The organism is Curvibacter sp. EU05-FHT14A10 (assembly GCF_058791075.1).
The window spans coordinates 244,470-267,316 of record NZ_JBYTDE010000004.1; the positions used below are offsets into that span (position 1 = coordinate 244,470).

Sequence of the window (22,847 nt, forward strand, 5' to 3'; positions counted from 1 at the left end):
AGGGGGCATCGGAGCCGCCGTCGCCGGGGTAAGACCTAGGCCTGACGGGCGGTATCCGGTGCGATCATGCGGGCATGTCTCCACCCGTGGCTTCCGAACTCTCTGCGCCGACCCCGGCTGTGCTGACCCAACACCGCTTCTGGTGGTTGCGGGCCTCGCTCCTGGGCGTGTGGGCGGCGGTGTCCTTTGGGGCCTGTTACTTCGCCCGTGATCTGCAGCAATGGCCCTTGCCCGCCTGGGGCGGATCGCTGGGCTACTGGATGGCCTCGCAGGGGGCTGTGCTGGTGTTCATCGCCATCGTGGTGCTGTATGCCTGCGTTCTCAACCGCGCCGACCGCCGCAGCGCCCAGCCCCCTGCAGGGGTTGGTGCCGAGGCCGACTGATGCCGGAGCGGCCGGCGGTGTTGGCAGATTCGGGTGTGCGGCGTCGCTACGAGCGACGCCTGTACCGCATCTTGGGCCTGTTTGTCCTGGGCCTGCTGGGCTTTCTGCTTCTGATGGGCTGGGCCGAACAGCAGGGGCTGTCGCGGCGCTGGATCGGCCCCATCTTCCTGTTTTCGAGTGTGATGGTGTGTGCCGGCATCGGCATTTACAGCCGAACCACCGACGCCGAAGACTATTACGTGGCCGGGCGGCGCATTCCGCCGTTCTTCAATGGCATGGCGGCGGCGGCCGACTGGATGAGCGCGGCCTCTTTCATCAGCCTGGCTGGTGCTCTTTACCTGCAGGGGTTTTCGGGCACCGAAGGGCAGCCCGGCGGGCTGGCCTATGTGCTGGGCTGGACCGGCGGATTCTGTCTGGTGGCCATGCTGATCGCGCCCTACCTGCGGCGCATGAACCTCTACACCGTGCCCGATCTGTTCGAGCAGCGCTTTGGTGGGCGCTGGCCTCGCGTGATTGCGGCGCTGGCGGCGGTGGTGTGCTCTTTCACCTACGTGGTGGCCCAGATCTACGGCGTGGGCCTGATCGCCTCGCGCCTGACCGGCGTGCAGTTCGAGATCGGCATCATGCTGGGCCTGGGCGGCGTGCTGCTGTGTTCCTTTCTCGGGGGCATGCGGGCCATCACCTGGACCCAGGTGGCTCAGTACATCATCATGCTGCTGGCCTTTCTGATCCCGGTGTCCTGGCTGGCGTACAAGCAATTGGGCAATCCGCTGGCCCCTCTGGTGTATGGGCGTCAGCTGGCCAAGATCGAGGCGCTGGAGCAACAGCTCATCGATTCACCGGCCGAGCGGCAGGTGGCGGCTGAGTTCCTGCGCCGGTCGCACGAGTACGAAGCCAATCTGAACAACGTTCCGCAGTCTTTGGTGCGCGAGCGCCAGGCCGCCCAGGAACACCTGCGTGAACTGCGCCAGCGCAATGCCGATGTGGCCAGCATCGTGGCTGCCACCCGCGAGGTGGCCAGTCTGCCACGCGACGCCGCTGCCGCCCGCGAACAATGGACCCGGGCCATCCATGAGAACCGCGAGCGCGCCACCCCGCTCGGGGGCATGCCAAGGCACAGCCAGGCCTTTGCCGGTGACCCGGAAGGCACGCCAGCCGAGCGCGAAGCGTTTCACCTGTCTCGCCTCAACTTTCTGGCGCTGATGTTCTGTCTGATGGCCGGAACGGCGGGCTTGCCGCACCTGTTGATCCGATACTGCACCACGCCCACGGTAGCCGATTCGCGCACCTCGGTGGCCTGGTCGCTGGTGTTCATTGCCCTGCTGTACCTGAGTGCGCCCGCGCTGGCGGTGCTGGTCAAGTTCGAGATCATGAACAACCTGGTGGGCAGCACATTCGGGGCCTTGCCGACCTGGATCGTGCAGTGGTCCAAGGTGGACCCCTCCCTGGTGTCGGTGAGCGACGTGAATGGCGATGGGTTGCTGCAGTTTGCCGAACTGAGGTTGGGGGCCGACATCGTGATGCTGGCCACCCCGGAGCTCGGCGGCTTGCCCTATGTGCTGTCGGGCCTGGTGGCGGCGGGCGGCCTGGCGGCGGCGCTATCGACCGCGGACGGTCTGCTGCTGACCATCAGCAATGCGCTGGTGCATGACCTGCACCTGTTCCGCAAGGCGGCCTCCAAGGTCGCGCTGGGCGAGCGGCGCGTGATCCTGTCCAAGTTCGTGCTGCTGGCCGTGGCCATGCTGGCGGCCTTCATTGCGGCGCTCAAGCCGTCCGAGATCCTGCCCCTGGTGTCGGCTTCGTTTTCGCTGGCAGCATCGGCCCTGCTGCCGGCGATGGTGCTGGGCATCTTCTGGCGGCGCACCACCCGGCAGGCGGCGGTGGTCGGCATGCTGGCGGGCCTGGCGGTCACGGTGTATTACCTGCTGTCCAATTCGGCCACGCTCATGCTCTGGCTGGGCTGGCCCCCCGGGCCCCGCCTCTGGTACGGCATCCAGCCGGTGTCGGCCGGCGTGTTTGGTGTGCCGGTGGGCTTTGCCGTCATCGGGTTGGTCAGTGCGCTCACGCCGCGTCGACCCAGCCAGGTTCTTGAAGTGCACAGCTGAGCGTGGCCTGCCAACGGGCCTGCTTATGGAAAAACCCCAATACAAAAGCCCCCCAGCGCATGCCAATCTGGGCTGACAATGCGGCAGGCCCCGGTGGGCCTGCACAGACCTGTTCCCGCAACGCACACTGCCGATGATCTATACCAAGACCGAATTGGGTCAACGCCTTTTCAAGGCACGCGACCCGGTGCTGACGCCTCGTCAGCGGTCGGCCTTCATCCTGTTTGACGGGGTGCGGCGGCTGGATGAGGTCCTGCTGGCCACCACCGCGCTGGGCATCACCCAGGCCGATGTCCGGCACATGCTGGCGTCGGGCTTGCTGGCCCAGGTCAGCCCGGTCGCGGTCGAGTCGGTGGCCAGCCCTTTGCCCAAGGGGCCAGAACCCTTCGAAGAGGGGGAGGCCGCGGTTGATTTTTCATTGTCCCTGCTGCCGCATGACAGTGCTCGCAGCGAGCGCCAGCGTTTCAATGACGCCTACCCGGTGGCGGTGGCGCTGACGGCCTCTCTGGGCTTGCGGGGGTTTCGCCTCAACCTGGCGGTGGAGGCTGCGGGCAATTACCAGGCCCTGCTGTCGGTGGCGCCGCGCATCCGCGAAGCGGTGGGGGCCACCCAGTACCGGGCCCTGGAGCGCGCCCTGCTGGGCTGAGCGCTCCGGGCCCGGGATCAGGCTCAGGCGACAGCCAGCAGTTCGACGTCGAACTTCAGGGTGGCATTGCCCGGGATCACGCCACCGGCGCCGCGGGCACCATAGCCCAGCTTGGCCGGGATGATCAGGGTGCGCTTGCCGCCCACTTTCATGCCTTGCACGCCCAGATCCCAGCCCTTGATGACCATGCCGGCACCCAGGTGGAATTCAAACGGCGAATTGCGGTCCACGCTGGAGTCGAACTTGGCACCTTGGGCGCCGCTGTTGTACAGCCAGCCGGTGTAGTGCACACGCACCTTGCGGCCGGCCACGGCCTCGGTACCGTCACCGACCACGGTGTCCACGATCTGCAGGTCGGCGCTGGCCGATTCGGGGGATTCCACACCCAGCAGCTCGACATCGAATTTCAGGGTGGCGTTGGGCGGGATCACGCCGCCCGCACCGCGCGCACCGTAGCCCAGTTCGGGCGGGATGATCAGGGTGCGTTTGCCGCCAACCTTCATGCCCTGCACGCCTTCGTCCCAACCCTTGATGACCATGCCGGCCCCCAGGGCGAATTCAAACGGGTCGTTGCGGTCGACGCTGGAGTCGAACTTGGCGCCTTGAACGCCGTTTTCGTAGAGCCAGCCGGTGTAGTGCACGCTCACCTCGACGCCGGCGCGCGCTGCTGCGCCCTCGCCAACCGTGGTGTCTTCGTATTGCAGGCCAGAGGGAGTGGTGGGCATTGGATTTCCTTGCGTCAAGTGCTTCAATTCGAGAGCCAGGATTATCCCTGAAACCCAGGACGCGCCCCGGCTGGGAGGGCCGTGCCTAGGCGGTGCGCCGGGCCCGGTGGGCCGCCCAGCGAGCGGCAAAGGGTTGCACATCGTGCAGGCGCCGCAGCAGGTCCTTGCCACTGTCCGTGACCAGGTAGCCGCTGGGACCGTGGTCGACCAGACCGGCCTCGCGCAGTTCTTTCAGCCGGGTGTTGAGGGTGTTGGGGGTGATGCCACCGACGCTGTCCTGCAGCAGCCGGAAGGTCTGGGCGTGTTCGTCGCGCAAGGCCCACAACACGCGCAATGCATAACGCGATTCAAGCAGGTCGAACAACTGGCTGATGGCGCTGACTTCCTTGGCACTCATGGTCGCAATCTCCGGCTGATGCGCTGGACGGGCGGGCGCATCGGGCGGTCGCCTGCCATCACGGCGCGACTATAGCCCAAATTGCACAGTCTGCTACGTCTTTCATAGCTGCCGATTCAGCGTGAATCAAGCCCGGATCCGGGCGCTGGCTGGCGCTCGGGCGGGTCAGAGGTAGATTTTCTGCAGCAGCCGGATCAGGGTTTTGCGTTCGTTGGCCGTGAGCCGGCTGGTGGCATCGTCTTCGAGGTCGGCGGCGGTCTGTTCGGCGTCTTTCATCAAGGCCAGGCCGGCGTCAGTCAGGTGCAGACCCATCGCCCGGCCATCACTGGGGTGGGGCCTGCGCTCGATCAGGCCGCGCCGGTCCATGCTGGCGATGATGCCGACCAGGTTGGGCGGCAGGATGTTGAGGGTGGTGCACAACTGGCGCGAGGTGATGCCCGGGTTGTGCGCGACCAGTGACAGCACCGAGAAGTCGACCACCTTGAGGCCATAGACCGACATGCGCTCCATGAAGACCTCGATGATCGTCAGTGCGGCGCGGCGGGCGTTGTAGCCCATCAGGGTTTCGAGGTAGCGGGTGTCCACGCTTTCCACGGCAACAGAGGGGGCAGGTTTCTTCGTAGCCATGCCGCCATTGTGGCGGCAAGCCCAGGGCCGACTGCAGCGGCTTGTGACTCTGTGGTGACAAATGGCGCTCAATGATAGTTATATGTAATCGTATGAATACGATCAATTAATGGGCTCAATGGCTTCGGCTGCGATAAAGTCACGGCTGTCGTTCAACCAACCCCAAGTGAGGAAACAGCAATGTCCCTGATCAACACCCAAGTCCAACCCTTCAAGGCCCAGGCTTTCCACAATGGCAAGTTCATCGAAGTCACCGAGCAAAGCCTGAAGGGCAAGTGGTCGGTTCTGATCTTCATGCCGGCCGCCTTCACCTTCAACTGCCCGACCGAAATCGAAGACGCCGCCGACAACTACGCTGAATTCCAGAAGGCTGGCGCCGAGGTCTACATCGTCACCACCGACACCCACTTCTCGCACAAGGTGTGGCACGAAACCTCGGCTGCTGTCGGCAAGGCCAAGTTCCCCCTGGTCGGCGACCCGACCCACGCCCTGACCAACGCTTTCGGCGTGCACATCCCTGAAGAAGGCCTGGCACTGCGCGGCACCTTCATCATCAACCCCGAGTTGCTGATCAAGACCAGCGAAATCCACTCCAACGAAATCGCTCGCGATGTCAAGGAAACCGTGCGCAAGCTGAAGGCTGCCCAGTACACCGCCGCTCACCCCGGCGAAGTCTGCCCCGCCAAGTGGAATGAAGGCGCCAAGACCATCGCTCCGTCGATCGACCTGGTCGGCAAGATCTAAGTCACTGCCGGATGACGGCCGAGCACGCCGCGGCGTGCTCCCCCGCCGGACAGCGTCATGGCCCTGCGCCATGCCGTCCGGCTTTTTTTCGCCCAAAAATTGGCGCGCGCGCCCCGGTGGATGTCCCCGGTGCCTGTCCGCAGCGCCCTCAACCGAATTCAAGAAGGAAGCCATCATGCTCGACGACCAACTCAAGACCCAACTCGCCGCCTACCTGGAGCGCGTGACGCAACCGTTTGAGCTGGTGGCGTCCCTCGACGACAGCGACACCGCCCGCGAGATGCTGCAACTGCTGCAGACCATCCAGTCGCTGCGTGCTGACAAGATCAGCCTGCGCACCGATGGCAGCGATGCCCGCCGTCCCTCGTTCAGCCTGCAGCGCGTGGGCAGCAGCAGCCAACTGCGCTTTGCCGGTCTGCCGCTGGGCCATGAGTTCACCTCGCTGGTGCTGGCGCTGCTGTGGACCGGTGGTCACCCGCCCAAGGTCGAGGCAGATGTGATCGAGCAGATCCAGGCCCTGGATGGCGATTACAACTTCGAGGTCTACATGAGCCTGAGTTGCCACAACTGCCCGGACGTGGTGCAGGCGCTGTCGCTCATGGCCATCCTCAACCCGCGCATCAAGACCACCGTCATCGAAGGCGGTGCCTTCCAGGAGGAAGTCACGCGCCGCGAAATCATGGCTGTGCCCATGGTGTTCCTGAATGGCGACGTGTTTGCCTCGGGGCGCATGACCGTGGAAGAGATCGTGGCCAAGCTGGACACCGGTGCTGCGGCCCGCGACGCCGCCAAGCTGTCGGCCAAGGCCCCGTACGATGTGCTGGTGGTAGGCGGAGGCCCGGCCGGCGCCGCCGCGGCGGTGTACGCGGCCCGCAAGGGCATCCGCGTGGGGGTGGCGGCCGAGCGTTTCGGCGGCCAGGTCAACGACACGCTGGCCATCGAGAACTACATCTCGGTGCTCGAGACCGATGGCCCCAAGTTCGCCGCGGCCCTGGAGGCCCACACCCGGGCCTACGACGTGGACATCATGAACCTGCAGCGCGCCGACAAGCTGATCCCGGCTGCCCAGCCCGGCGGTTTGACCGAGGTGGTGCTGGCCAATGGCGGCAGCCTCAAGGCCAAGACCGTGATCCTGTCGACAGGCGCACGCTGGCGCAATGTCAACGTGCCCGGCGAGGCCGAGTACAAGAACAAGGGCGTGGCCTATTGCCCGCACTGCGATGGCCCTTTGTTCAAGGGCAAGGACGTGGCGGTGATTGGTGGCGGCAACTCGGGTATCGAGGCGGCCATCGATCTGGCCGGTGTGGTTCGCCACGTGACCGTGATCGAGTTTGCGCCTGAGCTGAAGGCTGACGCCGTGCTGGTCAAGAAGCTGCACAGCCTGCCCAATGTGGTGGTGCACACCAATGCCCAGACCACCGAGATCACCGGGGCCGACGGCAAGGTCAATGGCCTGCGCTACAAGGACCGCGTCAGCGGCGAAGAGCAACTGGTGGCCCTCGAGGGGGTGTTTGTGCAGATCGGCCTGGTGCCCAACACCGAGTGGCTCAAGGGCACGGTCGAGTTGTCGCGCTTCGGCGAGATCGTGGTCGACGCCAAGGGCCAGACCAACCTGCCCGGCGTGCTGGCTGCGGGGGACTGCACCACGGTGCCTTACAAGCAGATCGTGATCGCGGCAGGAGACGGTGCCAAGGCCGCCTTGAGCGCCTTCGATCACCTGATCCGCACCCCGGCGATCGCCTGAGCCGCGCTGAGTTGATTTGAATTGAACGACGCCACCCCGCACCTGCCTCGCAGGTGTGGGGTTTTGTCATCTGCGGCGCTGATTTTTCAGGTCCAATCGGGGCATGGATATCCCTGCCCACATCGACAGCCGGCTGACCGAGCTGGAAATCAAGACCAGCTTCAACGAAGACCTGCTGGAACAACTCAACCAGACCGTGTTCCGCCAGCAGGAGCAGATTGATGCCCTGATCCGCGAAGTGCACGAACTGCGCCGCCAGACCCCCGACAGCGGCGTGCAGCGCGGCACCAGCCTGCGCGACGAACTGCCGCCTCACTATTGAGCGCTTTGTAGGACAGATGGAGTCTCCCGTCTCTGGGGCGGGATCAAGTACCCAACGCTGATGCCGGGTGTTGAGCATGGAGTCTGAGCGAGCACCGGCCTCACCGTTCAAAAGGCCGCGGAGCAGGCCATGCCAGCGGACACCATGGAGCTGGCTTTGCCAGGCCATGGGTGTCGTCCCCCTTGGGGGCTGAGCCCTGCGGCTCCAGGCCTGCCTGCGCAGGGCTGGACAGGGCGAAGAGCGTCCGCGTCTCGCGGCCGCACGGTGGCGCCGAAGGCGGCTCAGGGGGGATCAAGCTCTGGGGGCTAAGTCAACGCCAGCAGGCGCACCAGGTCCGTCCGCACCCGGATGTCGCGGTAGTTCACGCTCGACAGGATGCGGAAATCGCTCACCCGCGTGTCGCGGATGGCAGGCTCCAGCATGGGCATGCCTTCGCGGTTCACCAGCACGGCCACGCGCGGTGTGAGGGTGTTGGCGCCACGGCGCACCACGGTCGCCACCTCGTTGCTGGCCAGTTTCACGAACGACCCCGGGGGGTAGATGCCCACGGCCTTGATCAGTGAGGCGCCGGCCTCATCCACCTTCTTGCGCTCATCGAAATAGGTGGCATGCATGGCTGCCGACGGCGCCATGGGAGGGCGTGTGGCCCGAGGTGACAAGCGGGCCGCGAAACCGTCAGCCCGGTGGATCAGCCGGGCGATCTGCTCGGCCGCGCTGCGCCCGCCCAAAGGGCCCGCCATGGCGTCGTGGTGCAGGCTGATGGCATCCAGCCAGACGGCATCCTGCACGCCGCGGTCACGCAGCAGATTCACCGAACGCTCGGGGTGCTGGTCGATCACGGCACGTTGTTCGGGTGTGGGCGGGTCGTGCTGCTGGGTCAACTGGTCCTGCAGCTCGGTCATGCCGATGTTCATGGTCAGGCAGGCCCGCACCATCGAGGTCTCCAGCTCGGGCGACCAGTTCAGCACGTCGCGCGCGGCCAGCGAGCACATGGCGCACACCAGCATGGCATGGGTGGCGCTGTAGAAGCGGGTCTCACTGGCCGTCAGGTGGATCAGCGCAAACAGCACCGTGTCGGGGTTGCTGCGCAGCATGCGGCTGAGGTCGCGTTGCAGCTTGTCCAGGCGGAACATGAAGCGTTGGCTGCGCGGGTCGCGCATGATCGCGTTGGCGCGGCTTTGCATGTCCAGCCAGTCGATCGGGGCGTCGGCGTCGCTGTATTCGTCCGTCGTCTTGGGGGCGGCGGTCATCAGATCCGGCGCCATGATCTGGGTGTCGGCAATCTGGCCCAGCGTGGTGTTTTTGTCGTTCACCATCGCATGCATCTGGGCCTCCATCGCACGGCGGTACTGGCGCACCTCCTGTGGGTCGACAAACAGGGTGCCGTGGGCCGCCAGGGTGTCCAGTGCCTCGCGTTCGGTGAAGATGTAGCCGCGACTGGCCAGCAAGGTCCCGTCGGCATTGTGCAGGCCGAAGGGCAGCGGGCGACCGAGCGGAATGTTGCTGAAGCTGACGGGCGCTAATTTCATGGGTGGCGTTGATTATGTGACAGGATGTCAGCGCTTCAACAGACCTTAACCGGGCATCAGCGGGGCCTTTACCTGCCAGTGACCTGTCTATGACCGGCCCTGTCTCGGGCGTGTCGATCGCCACCGCGCCCTCACTCGCAAAGGTGCTGGTCCACAAACTGGCGCAGCAGGTGCATGACCGGCGAAGGGGTGCGCCCGCGCAGGGTAATGAGGCCGAAGCGTGCCGTGGCCAGCAGAGGGGGGTGCACGGGCAGGGCCACCAGCGCGCCTGATTGCAGGTGGGCCTTGGCAGCCGCCTGCACGCCCAAAAAGATCGCATCGGTGTTCAGGGTCGTGTCCACCAGGCTGCTCACATCTTCACAGCGCAGCGAGGCCAGGCGCTCCGGGTGGGCCTGCACGCCATACCGGTCGACCAGCAGGCGGGCCACCTCATCGCTCAGCGGGGTGGTGGCAATCGGGTAGGCCAGCAGTTCATCAAAGGCCAGGCTGCCGCGCCCGGCCAGAGGGTGGCTGGCACGGCAGATGAAGCCGGCGCTCAGTTCGATCAGAGATTCAATCTGCAGATCGTCGGCGGGTACCACGCGGCGCAGGTCGATGACCAGCGCATCGAGTTGGCGCGCGCGCAGCATCTGCAACTGAAGCTCGGTGGGCCCGCGCGAGACGCTGACCCGCACCGCGGGGTGCTCGCGCGCCATGTGGCTCAGCAAGGGCGTCATCAGCAAGGCCCCAGGGCCCGAGCCCAGGCCCAGCCGCAGCGAGCCCAGCCCCCCCTGGGCCAGGCGTTTCAGGTTCTCCTTCAGTTCGTCGGCCTCGAACAACATGCGTCGCCCATGCGTGACCACCACCTCGCCCAGCGGCGTGAGCTCGTTGCGTTTGCCCAGCCGGTCGATCAGCCGGGCATCCAGCGTGCGCTCCAGGGCCTGGATGCTGCGGCTCAGGGCCGATTGGGTCAGGTGCAGTTGTTCGGCAGCCCGACTGAACGAGCCCGTTTCAGCCAGGCAGATCAGATGCTGGAGTTGGCGCAGGTCCATGGCTTTGGTATGAGGTGATTGAATGGGTTTCAGGAAAATTATGCATTGGACACATCTTCTGAGCATTTCTAGCATGGACTCCTCATCTCTTACTTGATGGCAAGGAACCCCATGAAATCGATTCTTCGTCGTGCGTCCCTGAAAACCGGCCTGGCCCTGGCGGCCGTGACCCTGGCTGGCGGCAGCTGGGCCCAGAGCTTTCCGCAGCGCCCCGTCACGTTGATGGTGCCGTACCCTGCGGGTGGGGTGTCTGATGTCATCGCGCGCACCGTGAACACGGCCCTGGGCAAGCACCTGGGTCAGCCGGTGGTGGTCGAGAACCTGGGGGGTGTCAGTGGCGCGATTGCCGCCCAGAAGACCCTGACTGCGCCTGCCGACGGCTACCTGCTGTTTCAGGGGTCGCCCAATGAGCTGATCCTGTCGCCATTGGCCAACGCGGCCGTCAAGTTCAAGAGCGAGGACTTCCGCCTGCTGCAGATGATCTCGGTGGCCCCGCTGGCCGTCATCGCGCGTGCTGACCTGCCTGTCAGCAATGGCGACGAACTGGCCGCCTATGCCGCCCGCGTGGCCCGCGAGGGGCGCCCGCTCACCTATGCCAGCGTGGGGCCGGGCTCGTTCTACCATTTCATGGGCGAGCACATGTCGCACACCCTGGGCGTGCCTATGACCCATGTGCCTTACAAGGGCGGGGCACCGGCCTTCACGGACCTGATGGGGGGCCAGGTCGACATTTTCATCACCGTGTTTGGCAAGGCTCAGCTCGAGATGGTGCAGCAGGGGCGCCTCAAGTTTGTCGCCACCCTCAGTGAGGAGCGGCTGGAGGGCCTCAAGCAGGTGCCCACGCTGCGCGAGAGCCGGGCCTTGAAAGACTTCAGCTACAAGCTCTGGACCGGTTACTTCGTGCGCAAGGACACGCCTGAACCCATTGTGCAGACGCTGTACAAGGCGCTCACCGCCACCTTGTCGGATCCCGCTGTGCGCGCCGGGCTGGAGGCCCAGAGCCAGCAGGTGTCACGCCCCCTGAGCCTGCAGGAGGCTGCGCAGGCTTATGCCGATGGCACAGCTCAGTTCAGGGCCCTGGCCAAGACCATCCAGTTGCAGCCCCAGTGAGGACCGGGACATGAGCATTGACATTGCTGACCTGCTGGCGAGTGCCCAGGCCCTGGCCCCCGAGTTCGAGGCCTGGCGCCGCGACATCCATCAACACCCCGAACTGGGCTTTGAGGAGCACCGCACCAGCGAGCGCGTGGCTGAAGCCCTGCAGCGCTGGGGTTATCAGGTCACCCGTGGTCTGGGCGGCACCGGGGTGGTGGGCCAACTGCGCCGCGGCAGGGGCACCCGGCGCCTGGGCCTGCGCGCCGACATGGACGCTCTGCCCATCACCGAGACCAGTGGCCTGCCCCACGCCAGCCAGCACGCGGGGGTGATGCACGCCTGCGGGCACGATGGGCACACGGCCATGCTGCTGGCGGCGGCGAAACTGCTGGCCGAGTCAGAGCGATTTGATGGCACGCTGAACCTGATCTTTCAGCCCGCCGAAGAGGGGCTGGGCGGTGCGGTTCGGATGATGCAGGATGGCTTGTTCGAGCAGTTCCCTTGCGATGCCGTGTTTGCCATGCACAACATGCCAGGCTATCCGCAAGGGCATCTGGCCCTGCGCGAAGGCCCGGCCATGGCCTCGTCTGACTATGTCGAGATCACCCTGCATGGCGTGGGGGGGCATGGCGCCATGCCGCACCGTGCCGCCGACCCCGTGGTGGCCGGGGCCAGCCTGGTGATGGCCCTGCAGACGGTGGTGTCGCGCAACGTCGACCCCCTGGGCATGGCGGTGGTCACGGTGGGGGCCTTCCACGCCGGGCAGGCCAACAACGTGATCCCCGAGACCGCCACGCTCAAACTCAGTGTGCGCGCCCTGGACCGCCAGGTGCGAACCCTGCTGCGCGAGCGCATCACCGCGCTGGCCCAGGCGCAGGCCGCGAGCTTTGGCTGTTCGGCCACGGTTGACTACCGCGATGGCTATGCCGTACTGGTCAACACGGCGGCCGAGACCGCGCTGGCGCGCGAGGTGGCTTTGGAGCTGATCGGGCCGCAGCAGGTCACGCTGCAGGCACCGGCCCTGCCGGGCAGCGAAGACTTTGCCTTCATGCTTGAAAAAGTGCCGGGCAGCTACCTGCTGATCGGCAATGGTGACGGGCAAGATGCAGGCCACCCGTTTGCCGGGCACTGTGCCTGCATGGTGCACAACCCGGGCTATGACTTCAATGACCGCAACCTGGTGCGAGGGGCGGCTTACTGGGCCTTGCTGGCACAGCGTTTTCTGGCCTGACGCCTGCCACCCCAGGCACGCGGCCTGCCCAGCCCGGCGCTCGGGCCGCGACCGCCAGGGCCGGGGGGAGGCTGGGCCCGCTTGGGAGCGGGCGCTTGGGCGGGGCTTACTTCTGTGACAACACCCAGTTCACCAGCTTCTTGGCGTCGGCCTCGTTGACCTGTGCATTGGGTGGCATCGGCACCGGTCCCCAGACACCTGAGCCGCCTTTGATGACCTTGGCGGCCAGTTTGTCCGGGGCGTCTTTCTGGCCCGCGTACTTGGCCGCCACGTCCTTGAAGGCCGGGCCGACCATTTTCTTGTCGACCGAGTGGCAGGCCATGCAGGCCTTGCTGGTGGCCAGGGCTTGGTCGGCCATGGCGGGGGCTGCCGCCAGGGCGGCGGCCAAAATCAATGAAACACGGTACATGTCAGAACTCCTTCTAGGGATGGGTGCAGGGGATGAGGTGGAATGGAGGGGATAGGGGGGGCGCTCAGTGCTTGGCGTTCTTCAGCAGGAAGTCGAGCACCATCTTGCGTTCGTCATCGTTCAGTCCGGCCCGTTGGAACATGCTGGGCGTGATGCCCAGCCATTGCTTTTCGGTGAACTGGCCTGGATCGCGTGGGCCGTGGCAGACCGTGCAGCGTTGGTAGAAGATCTTTTCGGCTGGCGTCAACGAGGCCGTGGCTTTTTCACGCAAGGCAAATGCCCGGTCGGCACCGAAGAACTTTTCGTCAAAGTGGACATCGCTGCGCGTGATCCTGGGCGGTTGAAAGGCCCGGGTGCCGCCGGGGTCGGCATCGGTGCATTTGCGGATCGAGGCGACACAGGTGTTGGCTGTCGTGGCCTGGGTCAGGCCACTGGCCTGGCGGCTGGAGGTCAGGAAGTTGATCAGGCCGTTGTTGCAGCGCCCCTTGCTGTCCAATTGGGGCCAGGCGCCTTCGTACAGGCTGACCACACCGGGCATGATCTTGTCGGACACCCGGGCGCCGACCACCACGGCACCGCGCTCGTTGTAGAGCTCCACCAGATCGCCATCCTGGATGCCGTGTGCCTTGGCGTCCTCGGGGCTGAGGGTCAGGGGCTCGCGGGTCTGTACCGTGTAGCGCTTGCGCAGCGTTTCGGAGTTGTTCATCTGCGAGTGCAGGCGCCAGTAGGGGTGCGGGCTGACCACATGCACCTGGCCCTTGCGGGCGTTGCCCAGGTACTCGGCAGGGGCTTGCCATTTGGGCATGGGCGGCATGTCGGGAATGTTCATTTTCTCGATCGTGCTGGAGTACATCTCCACCTTGCCGCTGGTGGTGTGCAGCGGATGCTTTTGTGGGTCCTGACGGAAGTCGCCATGACGCACCCACTGATGAGCCGATGCGGGCACGGGAATGCGAGCGATGCCTTCGGCCCAGAATTGGTCAAACGGCGTGTGTTTGGCCGCACTGCTGGCCTCGTAGGCCGTCTTGACGTAGTCCAGTGCCGTTTTACCTTCTGTGAAGGCGTATTCGACCCCGCACAGTGCAGACAGGCGGCGGAAGATCTCGAAGTCGTCCAGCGCATCGTGCTGCGGTGCAACCACCTGCTTCATCGCATAGACCTTGTCGATGCTGTAGGTGCCGGCCGAGGAGATGTCGTTGCGTTCCAGGGTGGTGGTGGCCGCCAGCACGATGTCAGCCCAGCGTGCCGAGCCATTCCACCAGGGTTCCTGGCAGACGTAGGTGTCCACGGTCTGGAGGGCCCGGGCCAGTTCGTTCAGGTCTTGCTGGTGCGAGAACAGGTTGTTGCCTGCGTTGTAGATCAGCTTGACCTCGGGGTAGGTGTAGCGGCTGCCGTTGTAGGTGAACTCTTTGCCGGGGTTGAGCAGCATGTCATTGATGCGTGAGGCCGGGCAGATCTTGCGGACCGGATTGCGACCCTGCGACAAGCCTGTGGGTGCCGTGCCACCCGATTGAGCCATGCCGCCACCGCCGTAGTGCCACGAGAAGCCCACGCCCTGACCCGGCAGGCCGATGTTGCCCAGGATGCAGGCAAAGTTGACGATGGCCCAGTAAGGCATCTCGCCGTGGTGGGCGCGCTGGATGGCCCACGAGCCGCACAGCTGGGTGCGCTTGGAGGCCATCAACTCGGCCAGTGCGCGGATCTTGGCGGCCGGGATGCCTGTGATGGCCGCGGCCCATTCGGGCGTCTTGGGGGGCGAGCCATCGGCGTCCTTGCCTTCGAGGTAGGCACGGTATCGATCGAAGCCGACGGTGTACCGGTCGATGAAGGCCTGGTTGTGCTTGTTCTGGCTGATGAGGTGGTAGCCCATGGCCAGGAACAGCGCGGTGTCGGTGTTGGGGATGATGCGCACCCATTCCGAGCCCATCTTCTCGTCGGTGGTGGTGAGTTGCGGGTTGATGGAGACGAAGCGGCAGCCGGCCTGCTTGATGGCGTCCCAGCCGGCATACATCTCGTGATCGCAGACGGTGTACTCGATGCGGTTGTTCTTGTCGGGGTCGCAACCGATGAAGACCACCAGTTCGGTGTGATCGCGCAGCTGTTCCCAGGCGGTCTGGGCGGAGTAGACCTCCATGTCACCGATGACCATCGGCATGATGATCTGCCCTGCACCGGCCGAGTAGTCGCCCGTGGTGATCGACGAGCCGCCCAGCAGGTTGAAAAAGCGCCCCTGCAGCACGTTGGGCCGGAAGATGCCCGCATGGGACCAACCGCCGTAGGAGCTGGAAAAGCAGCCCTCATTGCCGTGCTTTTCGATGGTGTCCAGGATGGCCTTGGCGGTCAGACCCAGTGCGGTGTCCCAGCTCACCTGCACCCATTCGTCGCGCCCGCGCAGCTCAGGTTTGTTGCTGCCCTTGCGCCCGTTCATTTCCCACTCCAGGTAGGACTTGCGCACCATCGGGCCCGCGATGCGGGTCTTGTCGTAGGTCCGATCCAGCACGCCCTCGGTCAGCATGGGGGTGGGGCGCTTGTCGGTCGCCTGGGCCTCCACCTTGACGAGCCGGCCGTTCTGGACCGTGGCGATCAAGGGCCCGTAGTGGGTCGCATGGGTGACTTGTCCAGTGAACGAGGCAAGCCCGTCCAGGCCTGCAGCCTCTGGCGACGTGGCGGCCATGGCCTGCGCCAGCGGTGACAGCCTGGTCCCGGCTCCCAGGGCCCCCAGCAGGCCGACGGCGCTGGCCCCCATCCATTGACGGCGAGTGAAATTCATAAAGTCCCCTATCGCGGTTGTGGTCTTTCTTTCGTTCGTCAGATGCTAAGAACTGCCTTTAAAGCGTCAAGATTTGCCGCTAAAAATTGAAATTACTTACATTGCCTCACACGATGTGTCGGACCTGTTGCTGCTCAGGCTTGATGAGTGGTCTTGAGGGCGCGGCCTCGCTGCCGGGGCGAGGGCTGGCACCCACAAAATTGCGGCCATGGGGTGGCGCTGGCAACGGCCTGTGGGCCGCTTTGCAAGGCCTTCAGTCCGGGTGCAGGTTTGGTTACCAACTGATACAGTTGAAGACTCTGATATCTGGCCTGTCTGCTGCCCATGTCGCCCTTTCCGCCACGCCCCCCGCATTGGGTGGTTCGCATGAATTACCGCAACCGCGCCGTGTCCTGGCTTGCGGTGATGGTGGTGGTCGCATGGCAGTGGTGGGCAAGCCCCTGGCCCTGGTTCTGGTGGGCTGGTTTGGGCCTGCAGTTTGTGCTGTACCCCCAACTGGCCTATCTGCTGGCCCGCCTGGCCAAGGATCCACTGGCCTTTGAATTGAGAACACTGACCGTCGATTCACTGGCCATCGGCTTTTGGGTGGCCTGGCTGGGGGCGCCTCTGTGGCTGGCCTATGCCCTGTGTGTCTGCGGTGCCATGAACCTGGCGGCCTTCAAGGGCCCCAGGGGCCTGCTGATCTCCGTGTTGCTGCAGGGGGGCGGAGCGGTTTTGGCCGTGCTGGTGCATGGCTTTCGCTTTCAGCCTGATCTGGCCCCGGTGCCGACAGCCTTGTGCATGCTGGCCTTGTCGGGTTACCTGCTGGCCTTTGCCCATGGCGCCAACGACCGCACCCGCAAGCTGCATGCGATCCGCCTGCGCCTGACCGACAGCGAGCGGGCGCTCCAGCGTCAATTGGCCGAGAACCAGGTGCTGCAGGTGCGCCTCAGCGAGCAGGCCAACCGGGATTCGCTCACCGGCCTGTTCAATCGGCGCTTTCTGGATGCCACGCTGGGCCGCGAGCTGATCCGCTGCCAACGCGAGGGCCAGCCTCTGGCACTGATCGTGATCGACATCGATCACTTCAAGAAAGTCAATGACAACGCAGGCCACCCCGTGGGCGATGAGGTGTTGCGGCGCGTGGCATTTTTACTGAGCCATGATTCGCGGGCCAGTGACGTGGTGTGCCGCCATGGGGGTGAGGAATTTCTGCTGATGCTGCCCAACATGCCGGTGGCGGCGGCGCTGCAGCGCGCTGAGCACTACCGCGAGAGCCTGGCTTCGTCCCTGTTGCTGATTGAAGGGCAGCGCCTGCGCATCACGCTGTCGGCGGGGGTGGCGTCCTACCCGGAGCATGGGCAATTGCCGGGTGAGCTGCTGGCTGCGGCCGACAAGGCCCTTTACCGGGCCAAGAGTCGGGGGCGCAACCGGGTCGAGCTGGCGCAGCCGCTGCGGTACGACGAGCCCGCGCTGCCCCTGGAGCCAGCTTGAGCCTGCGCGTCGACCGGGGCTGAACCGAGGCTTGCAGCGGCCCCGATCTGATGGGGGGCCGCCTCAGGCCGGGTGCAGCGGGGTGGCCGGGATCTGCTGGCGGATCATCTTCAGTCGCATGTCGAACTCAGGCATCACGCGCTGCTGCAGTGCCTGCAAAGGCCCTTGCCAGCGTGCGCCGTCGGCGCCCGGGGTGTGTTCGATCTGGGCCCAGGCCCAGGCCAGCAGCACCAGGGCCACGGCGCGCAGGTAGTCGTCGGCGCTCAGGCTGGCCAGCATCGGGTCATTGGCGCAGGCCGCGGCCAGCGTGGTGCTCAGGTAACGCATTTCGGCCAGACGGCGCAGCACCTCGGCATCGAAGGGGCGGCTGGCATCCAGGGTGGCGCGCAGTGACAGCAGCAGGGCCCCCAACGCCTCACCGCCGTCAGGCAGCACCTTGCGCTGCAGCAGGTCGATGGCCTGGATCTCGTTGGTGCCCTCATAGATCATGGCCACGCGCGAGTCGCGCACGATCTGCTCGATGCCCCATTCGCGCACGTAGCCGTGGCCGCCGAACACCTGCAGGCATTCGCTGGCGCCGTAAAAGGCCTGGTGCGTCCAGGCCGCTTTCAACACCGGGGTGACCAGGCTGCACCAGCGCTGGGCCTGGGCGCGCTCGTCCGCGTCGGGGTGGTGGCGGGCGATGTCCAGGGCCAGACCGGTGCGGTAGGCCAGCAGGCGGCCGCCGTCGATCCAGGCCCGCTGCACGTCCAGGATGCGGCGCATGGCCGGGTGCTCGATCAGCAGGTCGGCGCTGTCCTTGTCGCCACGCGAGGCGGGGCGGGGCCCGGGCGCGCGCATCTGGCGGCGCTCATGGGCGTAGGCATCGGCCTTCTGCCAGGCGGCGTCCAGCAGGCCGATCCCTTGCAGGGCCACGTGCAGACGCGCCGCATTCATCATCACAAACATGGCGTTCAGGCCGGCGCCGGCTTGGCCCACCAGCCAGCCGGTGGCGTCTTCAAAGCGCATCACGCAGGTGGGGCTGCCGTGCAGGCCCATTTTTTCTTCGATGCGATCACAGTGCGCGCCGTTGCGCGAGCCATCTGGCAAGAACTTCGGCGCCAGGAACAGCGACAGGCCCTTGGGCCCGGCCGGCGCGCCGGGCAGGCGGGCCAGCACCAGGTGCACGATGTTGTCGGTCAGATCGTGCTCGCCGCCCGAGATGAAGATCTTGCTGCCGTTGAGTCGATGTTCGCCGGGCAGGCTGCCGTCCTCGACCGGCTGCGCCTGGGTGCGCACCAGACCCAGATCGCTGCCGGCATGGGGTTCGGTCAGGCACATGGTGGCCAGCCACTCCCCGCTGGCCACCTTGTCGAGGTAGCGCGCCTTGAGTTCGTCCGAGGCGTGGTGCTTGATGCATTCGTAGGCGCCATGCAGCAGGCCCGGTGCCATGGTCCAGCCGTGGTTGGCGGCACTCAGCCATTCATAAAGCACGCCTTCCAGCACCCAGGGCAGGCCCTGGCCACCGTCCTCCGCCGCGCCGGCCAGGGCGGGCCAGCCGGCCTGCCAGAAGGCCTGGTAGGCCTCGCGAAAGCCCGGTGGGGTGGTGACGCGGCCGGCCTCCCAGCGGCAGCCGATCTCGTCGCCGTCACGCGACAAAGGGGCCACCACCTCGCCGACAAACTTGCCGGCTTCGTCCAGCACCTGCGCCATCAAGGCCTGGTCGGCCTCGGTCAGGGCGGACAGTGGCGCCAGTTGCTGCGGCGCCTGCAGCACGTTGAACAGCAAGAAGGCGTTGTCGGCGGGGCGGGGCTGGTAAGAGGAAGACATGGTGCGGAGAAAGTGGGTGGGCTAAGACAACAAGGGGCCCCGCGGGGCCCCATGGCGGGATCAGGAGGTCACGCGATCACGATTCGGCGCTGAAGCCGATGCGCTTGACCAGGGGGCCCCAGCGCTCGAACTCGTGCTTTTGCGAGCGGCCCATCTCCTCGGCGGTCGAGCCTTGGGCGATCAGGCCGACCAGCGCCAGGCTGTCGATCACGATCTTCTCCTTGAGGGCCGCGTTGATCGCGGCGTTGGCGGCAGCAACCACCGGCGCAGGGGTCTTGGCCGGGGCGTAGAAGCCGAACCATTCTTCGGTGGTCAGGTCGGCAAAGCCCTGCTCGGCGAAGGTGGCCACGTCGGGCAGGAAGGGCGAGCGCTTTTCGCCCGAGGTGGCCAGGATGCGCAGCTTGCCGGCCTTGGCATTGGCGATGAAGTCGCCGCTGGGGGTCAGCATGGCGGCGATCTGCCCGCCCACCAGGTCGGTCACGCCGGGGATGGAGCCGCGGTAGGGCACGTGGCGCATCTCGACGCCGCTGTTCAGGCCCAGCAGGGCGCCCAGAAAGTGCGGCGTGGAGCCGGCGCCCGGCGAGCCATAGCTGGCATCCTTGGGGTTGGCCTTGGCCCAGGCCAGGAAGTCTTTGAGTGTCTTCACGCTGGCCGGCACCAGCGGGCCCACGGCCAGGCCATGGTGCATCACGGCGCCGATCGAGACAGGCACGAAGTCCTTCATCTCGTAGTTCATCTTGCTGTAGATGTGCGGGTAGATGGCCAGGGCCGAGAAGGGCGACAGGGCCAGCACCGAGCCATCAGCGGGTGCGGGCTTGAGCGATTCCAGGGCGATGCGGCCGCCGGCGCCGGGCTTGTTCTCGACCACCGCGGGGTTCTTGCTGAAGGCCGTGCCAGCCATCTTCTCGCCCACGCGGCGGGCCACGCTGTCGCCCGAACTGCCGGCCGGAAAGCCGTAGAAGATCTTGCACTGGTCGACCAGTTGGGCGAAGGCGTTGGGGGCCAGCAGGCCGCTGCCGCCCAGGGCGCCGAGGGCGCTCAGGGCCTGGATGAATTGACGACGATTGCTCATGATTTGTCTCCGTTATTTTTGAAAAGTTGCTGAATCGATCGATTTCAGCGCGGCGCCATGCGCAAGGCACCATCGAGCCGGATCACCTCACCATTGAGGTGGCCGTTGGTGACGATGTGGCAGGCCAACTGGGCAAATTCTTCGGGCTTGCCCAGGCGCGAGGGGAAGGGGATGGAGGCCGCCAGCGAAGCCTGCACCGGCTCGGGCAACTGCTTCATCAGTGGCGTGGCGAACAGGCCCGGGGCCACGGTGCAGACCCGGATGCCATGCTGCGCCAGATCGCGCGCCATCGGCAGCGTCATGCCCACCAGGCCGCCCTTGGAGGCGCTGTAGGCCTGCTGGCCGACCTGCCCGTCAAAGGCCGCCACTGAGGCGGTGAACATCATCACGCCGCGCTCGCCGTCTTCCAGCGGGGTCAACTTGGCGCATTGGGCGGCAAACAGGCGGCTGATGTTGTAGGCGCCGATCAGGTTCACGGTCACCACGCGGCTGAAGTCTTCCAGCGGCGCGGCGCTGCCATCCTTTTGCACCACGCGCTTGGCGGTCCCGATGCCGGCGATGTTCATCAGGATGCGGGCCGGGCCATGGGCCTCGGTGGCGCGGGCCAGGGCGGCCTGCACGCTGTCGGTGTTGGTGATGTCGCAGACGCAGGCGATGCCGCCGATGTCGGCGGCCACCTTGGCGGCCAGTTCGGCATTCACGTCGAGCACGGCCACGCGTGCGCCCAGGCGGGCCAGTTCGCGGGCGGTGGCTTCGCCCAGACCCGATGCGCCGCCGGTGACGAGCGCGGCTTGTCCTTGGATGTCCATGGTCAGTTTCCTTGAGGTTGGAAGATATGGGGCAGGCTGCCCTCGTGCAGGCCCTGCACCAGGGCATCGCGGTGCTTGAGCACGGCGCGCTGGTTGATCGAGCCCTTGTCGGTCACCTCGCCGCGGTCGATCGAGGGCGGCTCGGTCAGCAGGGCGGCGCGCGCGATGCGGTTGGCGCTGCCGGTGGCGTGGCTGGCCAGCTCATCGACGATCTGCTGGAATTTGGCCAGCACCGGGGCGCTGCTCAACACCTCGGCCCAGGGCGTGTCAGCGGGCAGCCCGCTCAGGGCACGGCAGGCCTGGGTCGGGAACAGCAGGGCGCCCACCTCCTTGAGGTTGATGCCGGTCAGCACGGCGTCCTGCACATAGGGGGCGCCGGCCGCGATGATCTTGGCCCGCAGCGGACCCACGCTCACAAAGGTGCCCGTGGCCAGCTTGAAGTCTTCGGCGATGCGGCCGTCAAAGCGCAGGCCGAGGTGGATGTTGCTGTCATCGATCCACTGCACGGCATCGCCGCTGCAGAAGAAGCCTTCTTCGTCGAAGTGGGCGGCCGTTTCTTGCGGGGCGCGCCAGTAGCCCGGCGTGATGTTGGGGCCGCGGTAGCGCACCTCGACCTTGCCATCGCTGTCCACCAGCTTGAGCTGCAGGCCTGGGGTGGGCACGCCCAGGTCGCCCGACTTGACTTGTGGGTTGGTGATGTAGAGCGCAAACGGCCCCGATTCGGTCATGCCCAGGCCGGTGCCCATGACGATGCGTTCGCCCACCTCGGCTTCCTGCAGCGCGTGCAGATCGTCCCAGATCGGCTGGGCCAGGGCAGCCCCGGCGTAGAAGAACATGCGCACCCGCGACAGCAGGGTCTTGCGCAGCAGATCGTCGGTCTTCATCGCATTGGCGATGGCCTCAAAACCGGTGGGCACGTTGAAGTACACCGTGGGGGCGATCTCACGCAGGTTGCGCAGGGTCTCGCCGATCATGGCTGGCGTGGGCTTGCCGTCGTCGATGTAGAGCGTGCCGCCGTTGTAGATCGTCAGGCCCACGTTGTGGTTGCCGCCAAAGGTGTGGTTCCAGGGCAGCCAGTCGATCAGCACCGGAGGCTGCTCCGGATCACCCAGCACCGGCATGGACTGGCGCATCTGCTGCTGGTTGGCACACCACATGCGGTGGGTGTTGATCACCGCCTTGGGCAGCTTGGTCGAGCCCGAGGTGAACAGGAACTTGGTGATGGTGTCCGGCCCCGTGGCCTGCATGGCCGTGTCCACCGTGTCGGTGGCCTCGGTGGCGATCAGATCGCTCCAGGCCGTGTGGGCCCGGCCCGGCACCTCGCCCGAGACCAGCACCACTTCCACCCGCTCCGGCACCGCCGCGGCGATGGCTTTGGCGAAGCGGCTGCCCTCGGTGGCAAACACCAGGCCGGGCGTGAGCGTGTTGATCACGTGGCGCAGCTTGTCGTAGTCCTGGCTGATGGTGGAGTACGCCGGCGAGGCCGGCGAGTGCGGGATGCCCGCATACACACAGCCCAGCGCCAGCAGCGCGTGCTCCAGGCTGTTTTCGCTGAGGATCACCACCGGGTGTTCGGCGCTCAGGCCCCGGTTGAGCAGGGCCTGGCCGATGCGCCGCGCCGTCTGCAAGGCCTCGGCATAGCTCACACGGCGCCACTCACCGGTGCGGCCCTGGCTGTCGCGTTGGCGCTGGGCCATGAAGGTGCGCTCGGGCTCGGTCTGCGCCCAGTGCAGCAGCCGGTCGGTCATGCGCTCGGCATGCGACGCCAGCGGCTGTTCGGCCTGCAGGTAGCGGGTACCGGGTTGGCCGGTGTGCAACTGAACCCGGGTGACACCGAATTCCAGGGGGCGGTAGCGGGCCGGGGCCGCAGCTTGGTTTGTCTCGCTCATGTTCTTCTGCTCGGTGGTGGTTGTTGGGGCGGCTGGG

The 22,847-nt window shown here is 65.9% G+C and carries 20 protein-coding genes and 1 pseudogene; 9 read left to right on the top strand and 12 right to left on the bottom strand.

The genetic code is table 11. The features are described 5' to 3' along the window. Nucleotides 1-74 precede the first annotated feature (74 nt). The 3 genes from AC3WUT_RS09710 to AC3WUT_RS09720 all read left to right on the top strand — a co-directional run bounded on the left by AC3WUT_RS09710 (nt 75) and on the right by AC3WUT_RS09720 (nt 3,134). Nucleotides 75-383, top strand: coding sequence for a DUF4212 domain-containing protein (locus AC3WUT_RS09710; protein WP_492346873.1), 309 nt, complete (start codon nt 75-77; stop codon nt 381-383). Continuing rightward, a complete protein-coding gene (locus tag AC3WUT_RS09715) occupies nt 383-2,488 on the top strand; it encodes a VC_2705 family sodium/solute symporter (protein WP_492346874.1) in 2,106 nt (701 codons plus the stop codon). Before AC3WUT_RS09710 ends, AC3WUT_RS09715 begins: the two co-directional genes overlap by 1 nt. Before the next feature lie 133 nt (nt 2,489-2,621). Further along, complete coding sequence (locus AC3WUT_RS09720) at nt 2,622-3,134, top strand: hypothetical protein (protein ID WP_492346875.1); 513 nt, start codon at nt 2,622-2,624, stop codon at nt 3,132-3,134. A 23-nt stretch (nt 3,135-3,157) separates the two neighbouring features. Here the strand turns inward: AC3WUT_RS09720 and AC3WUT_RS09725 are convergent, their stop codons facing one another. From AC3WUT_RS09725 to AC3WUT_RS09740, 4 genes and pseudogenes are all read right to left on the bottom strand, one after another. Further along, on the bottom strand, nt 3,158-3,487 hold the full coding sequence (locus tag AC3WUT_RS09725; RefSeq protein WP_492347060.1) for an FKBP-type peptidyl-prolyl cis-trans isomerase: 330 nt from the start codon (nt 3,485-3,487) through the stop codon (nt 3,158-3,160). 27 nt (nt 3,488-3,514) lie between these two features. Then, nucleotides 3,515-3,859, bottom strand: a pseudogene (locus tag AC3WUT_RS09730) (FKBP-type peptidyl-prolyl cis-trans isomerase); the annotation flags it as partial. 85 nt (nt 3,860-3,944) lie between these two features. After that, entirely contained in the window at nt 3,945-4,256 is a 312-nt protein-coding gene (locus AC3WUT_RS09735; protein ID WP_492346876.1) for a winged helix-turn-helix transcriptional regulator, read from the bottom strand. Nucleotides 4,257-4,421: 165 nt separating this feature from the next. Next, nucleotides 4,422-4,883 (bottom strand): MarR family winged helix-turn-helix transcriptional regulator, encoded by a 462-nt coding sequence (locus AC3WUT_RS09740; RefSeq protein ID WP_492346877.1) that lies wholly within the window; start codon nt 4,881-4,883, stop codon nt 4,422-4,424. A gap of 180 nt (nt 4,884-5,063) precedes the next feature. On the opposite strand from AC3WUT_RS09740, the gene ahpC reads away from it, so the two are divergent. The 3 genes from ahpC to AC3WUT_RS09755 all read left to right on the top strand — a co-directional run bounded on the left by ahpC (nt 5,064) and on the right by AC3WUT_RS09755 (nt 7,693). After that, nucleotides 5,064-5,627, top strand: a complete 564-nt coding sequence (gene ahpC / locus AC3WUT_RS09745; protein ID WP_019574930.1) for an alkyl hydroperoxide reductase subunit C — start codon at nt 5,064-5,066, stop codon at nt 5,625-5,627. A 175-nt stretch (nt 5,628-5,802) separates the two neighbouring features. Continuing rightward, on the top strand, nt 5,803-7,371 hold the full coding sequence (ahpF, locus tag AC3WUT_RS09750; protein ID WP_492346878.1) for an alkyl hydroperoxide reductase subunit F: 1,569 nt from the start codon (nt 5,803-5,805) through the stop codon (nt 7,369-7,371). A gap of 103 nt (nt 7,372-7,474) precedes the next feature. Next, nucleotides 7,475-7,693, top strand: a complete 219-nt coding sequence (locus AC3WUT_RS09755; RefSeq protein WP_492346879.1) for a SlyX family protein — start codon at nt 7,475-7,477, stop codon at nt 7,691-7,693. A 305-nt stretch (nt 7,694-7,998) separates the two neighbouring features. Here AC3WUT_RS09755 and AC3WUT_RS09760 read toward each other — a convergent pair whose 3' ends face one another. Both AC3WUT_RS09760 and AC3WUT_RS09765 read right to left on the bottom strand, forming a co-directional pair. Continuing rightward, a complete protein-coding gene (locus AC3WUT_RS09760) occupies nt 7,999-9,222 on the bottom strand; it encodes an HD-GYP domain-containing protein (protein ID WP_492346880.1) in 1,224 nt (407 codons plus the stop codon). 131 nt (nt 9,223-9,353) lie between these two features. Next, on the bottom strand, nt 9,354-10,253 hold the full coding sequence (locus AC3WUT_RS09765) for a LysR family transcriptional regulator (RefSeq protein ID WP_492346881.1): 900 nt from the start codon (nt 10,251-10,253) through the stop codon (nt 9,354-9,356). 111 nt (nt 10,254-10,364) lie between these two features. Here AC3WUT_RS09765 and AC3WUT_RS09770 point away from each other — a divergent pair, with 111 nt between their 5' ends. Then, entirely contained in the window at nt 10,365-11,363 is a 999-nt protein-coding gene (locus tag AC3WUT_RS09770) for a Bug family tripartite tricarboxylate transporter substrate binding protein (RefSeq protein ID WP_492346882.1), read from the top strand. Between the two features lie 10 nt (nt 11,364-11,373). Further along, complete coding sequence (locus AC3WUT_RS09775; protein WP_492346883.1) at nt 11,374-12,579, top strand: M20 aminoacylase family protein; 1,206 nt, start codon at nt 11,374-11,376, stop codon at nt 12,577-12,579. 106 nt (nt 12,580-12,685) lie between these two features. Here the strand turns inward: AC3WUT_RS09775 and AC3WUT_RS09780 are convergent, their stop codons facing one another. Both AC3WUT_RS09780 and AC3WUT_RS09785 read right to left on the bottom strand, forming a co-directional pair. Next, nucleotides 12,686-12,988, bottom strand: a complete 303-nt coding sequence (locus AC3WUT_RS09780; protein ID WP_492346884.1) for a c-type cytochrome — start codon at nt 12,986-12,988, stop codon at nt 12,686-12,688. 64 nt (nt 12,989-13,052) lie between these two features. Then, complete coding sequence (locus tag AC3WUT_RS09785; protein ID WP_492346885.1) at nt 13,053-15,758, bottom strand: molybdopterin-dependent oxidoreductase; 2,706 nt, start codon at nt 15,756-15,758, stop codon at nt 13,053-13,055. Between the two features lie 366 nt (nt 15,759-16,124). On the opposite strand from AC3WUT_RS09785, the gene AC3WUT_RS09790 reads away from it, so the two are divergent. Then, complete coding sequence (locus AC3WUT_RS09790; protein WP_492346886.1) at nt 16,125-17,231, top strand: sensor domain-containing diguanylate cyclase; 1,107 nt, start codon at nt 16,125-16,127, stop codon at nt 17,229-17,231. Between the two features lie 63 nt (nt 17,232-17,294). Here AC3WUT_RS09790 and AC3WUT_RS09795 read toward each other — a convergent pair whose 3' ends face one another. The 4 genes from AC3WUT_RS09795 to AC3WUT_RS09810 all read right to left on the bottom strand — a co-directional run bounded on the left by AC3WUT_RS09795 (nt 17,295) and on the right by AC3WUT_RS09810 (nt 22,810). Then, a complete protein-coding gene (locus AC3WUT_RS09795; protein WP_492346887.1) occupies nt 17,295-19,040 on the bottom strand; it encodes an acyl-CoA dehydrogenase family protein in 1,746 nt (581 codons plus the stop codon). Between the two features lie 76 nt (nt 19,041-19,116). Then, complete coding sequence (locus AC3WUT_RS09800; RefSeq protein WP_492346888.1) at nt 19,117-20,112, bottom strand: Bug family tripartite tricarboxylate transporter substrate binding protein; 996 nt, start codon at nt 20,110-20,112, stop codon at nt 19,117-19,119. A 44-nt stretch (nt 20,113-20,156) separates the two neighbouring features. Further along, nucleotides 20,157-20,921, bottom strand: a complete 765-nt coding sequence (locus AC3WUT_RS09805) for an SDR family NAD(P)-dependent oxidoreductase (RefSeq protein ID WP_492346889.1) — start codon at nt 20,919-20,921, stop codon at nt 20,157-20,159. Nucleotides 20,922-20,923: 2 nt separating this feature from the next. Then, the gene (locus AC3WUT_RS09810; protein ID WP_492346890.1) at nt 20,924-22,810 is read right to left on the bottom strand and encodes a feruloyl-CoA synthase; all 1,887 of its coding nucleotides are present in this window, start codon (nt 22,808-22,810) and stop codon (nt 20,924-20,926) included. Between the last annotated feature and the right edge of the window lie 37 nt (nt 22,811-22,847).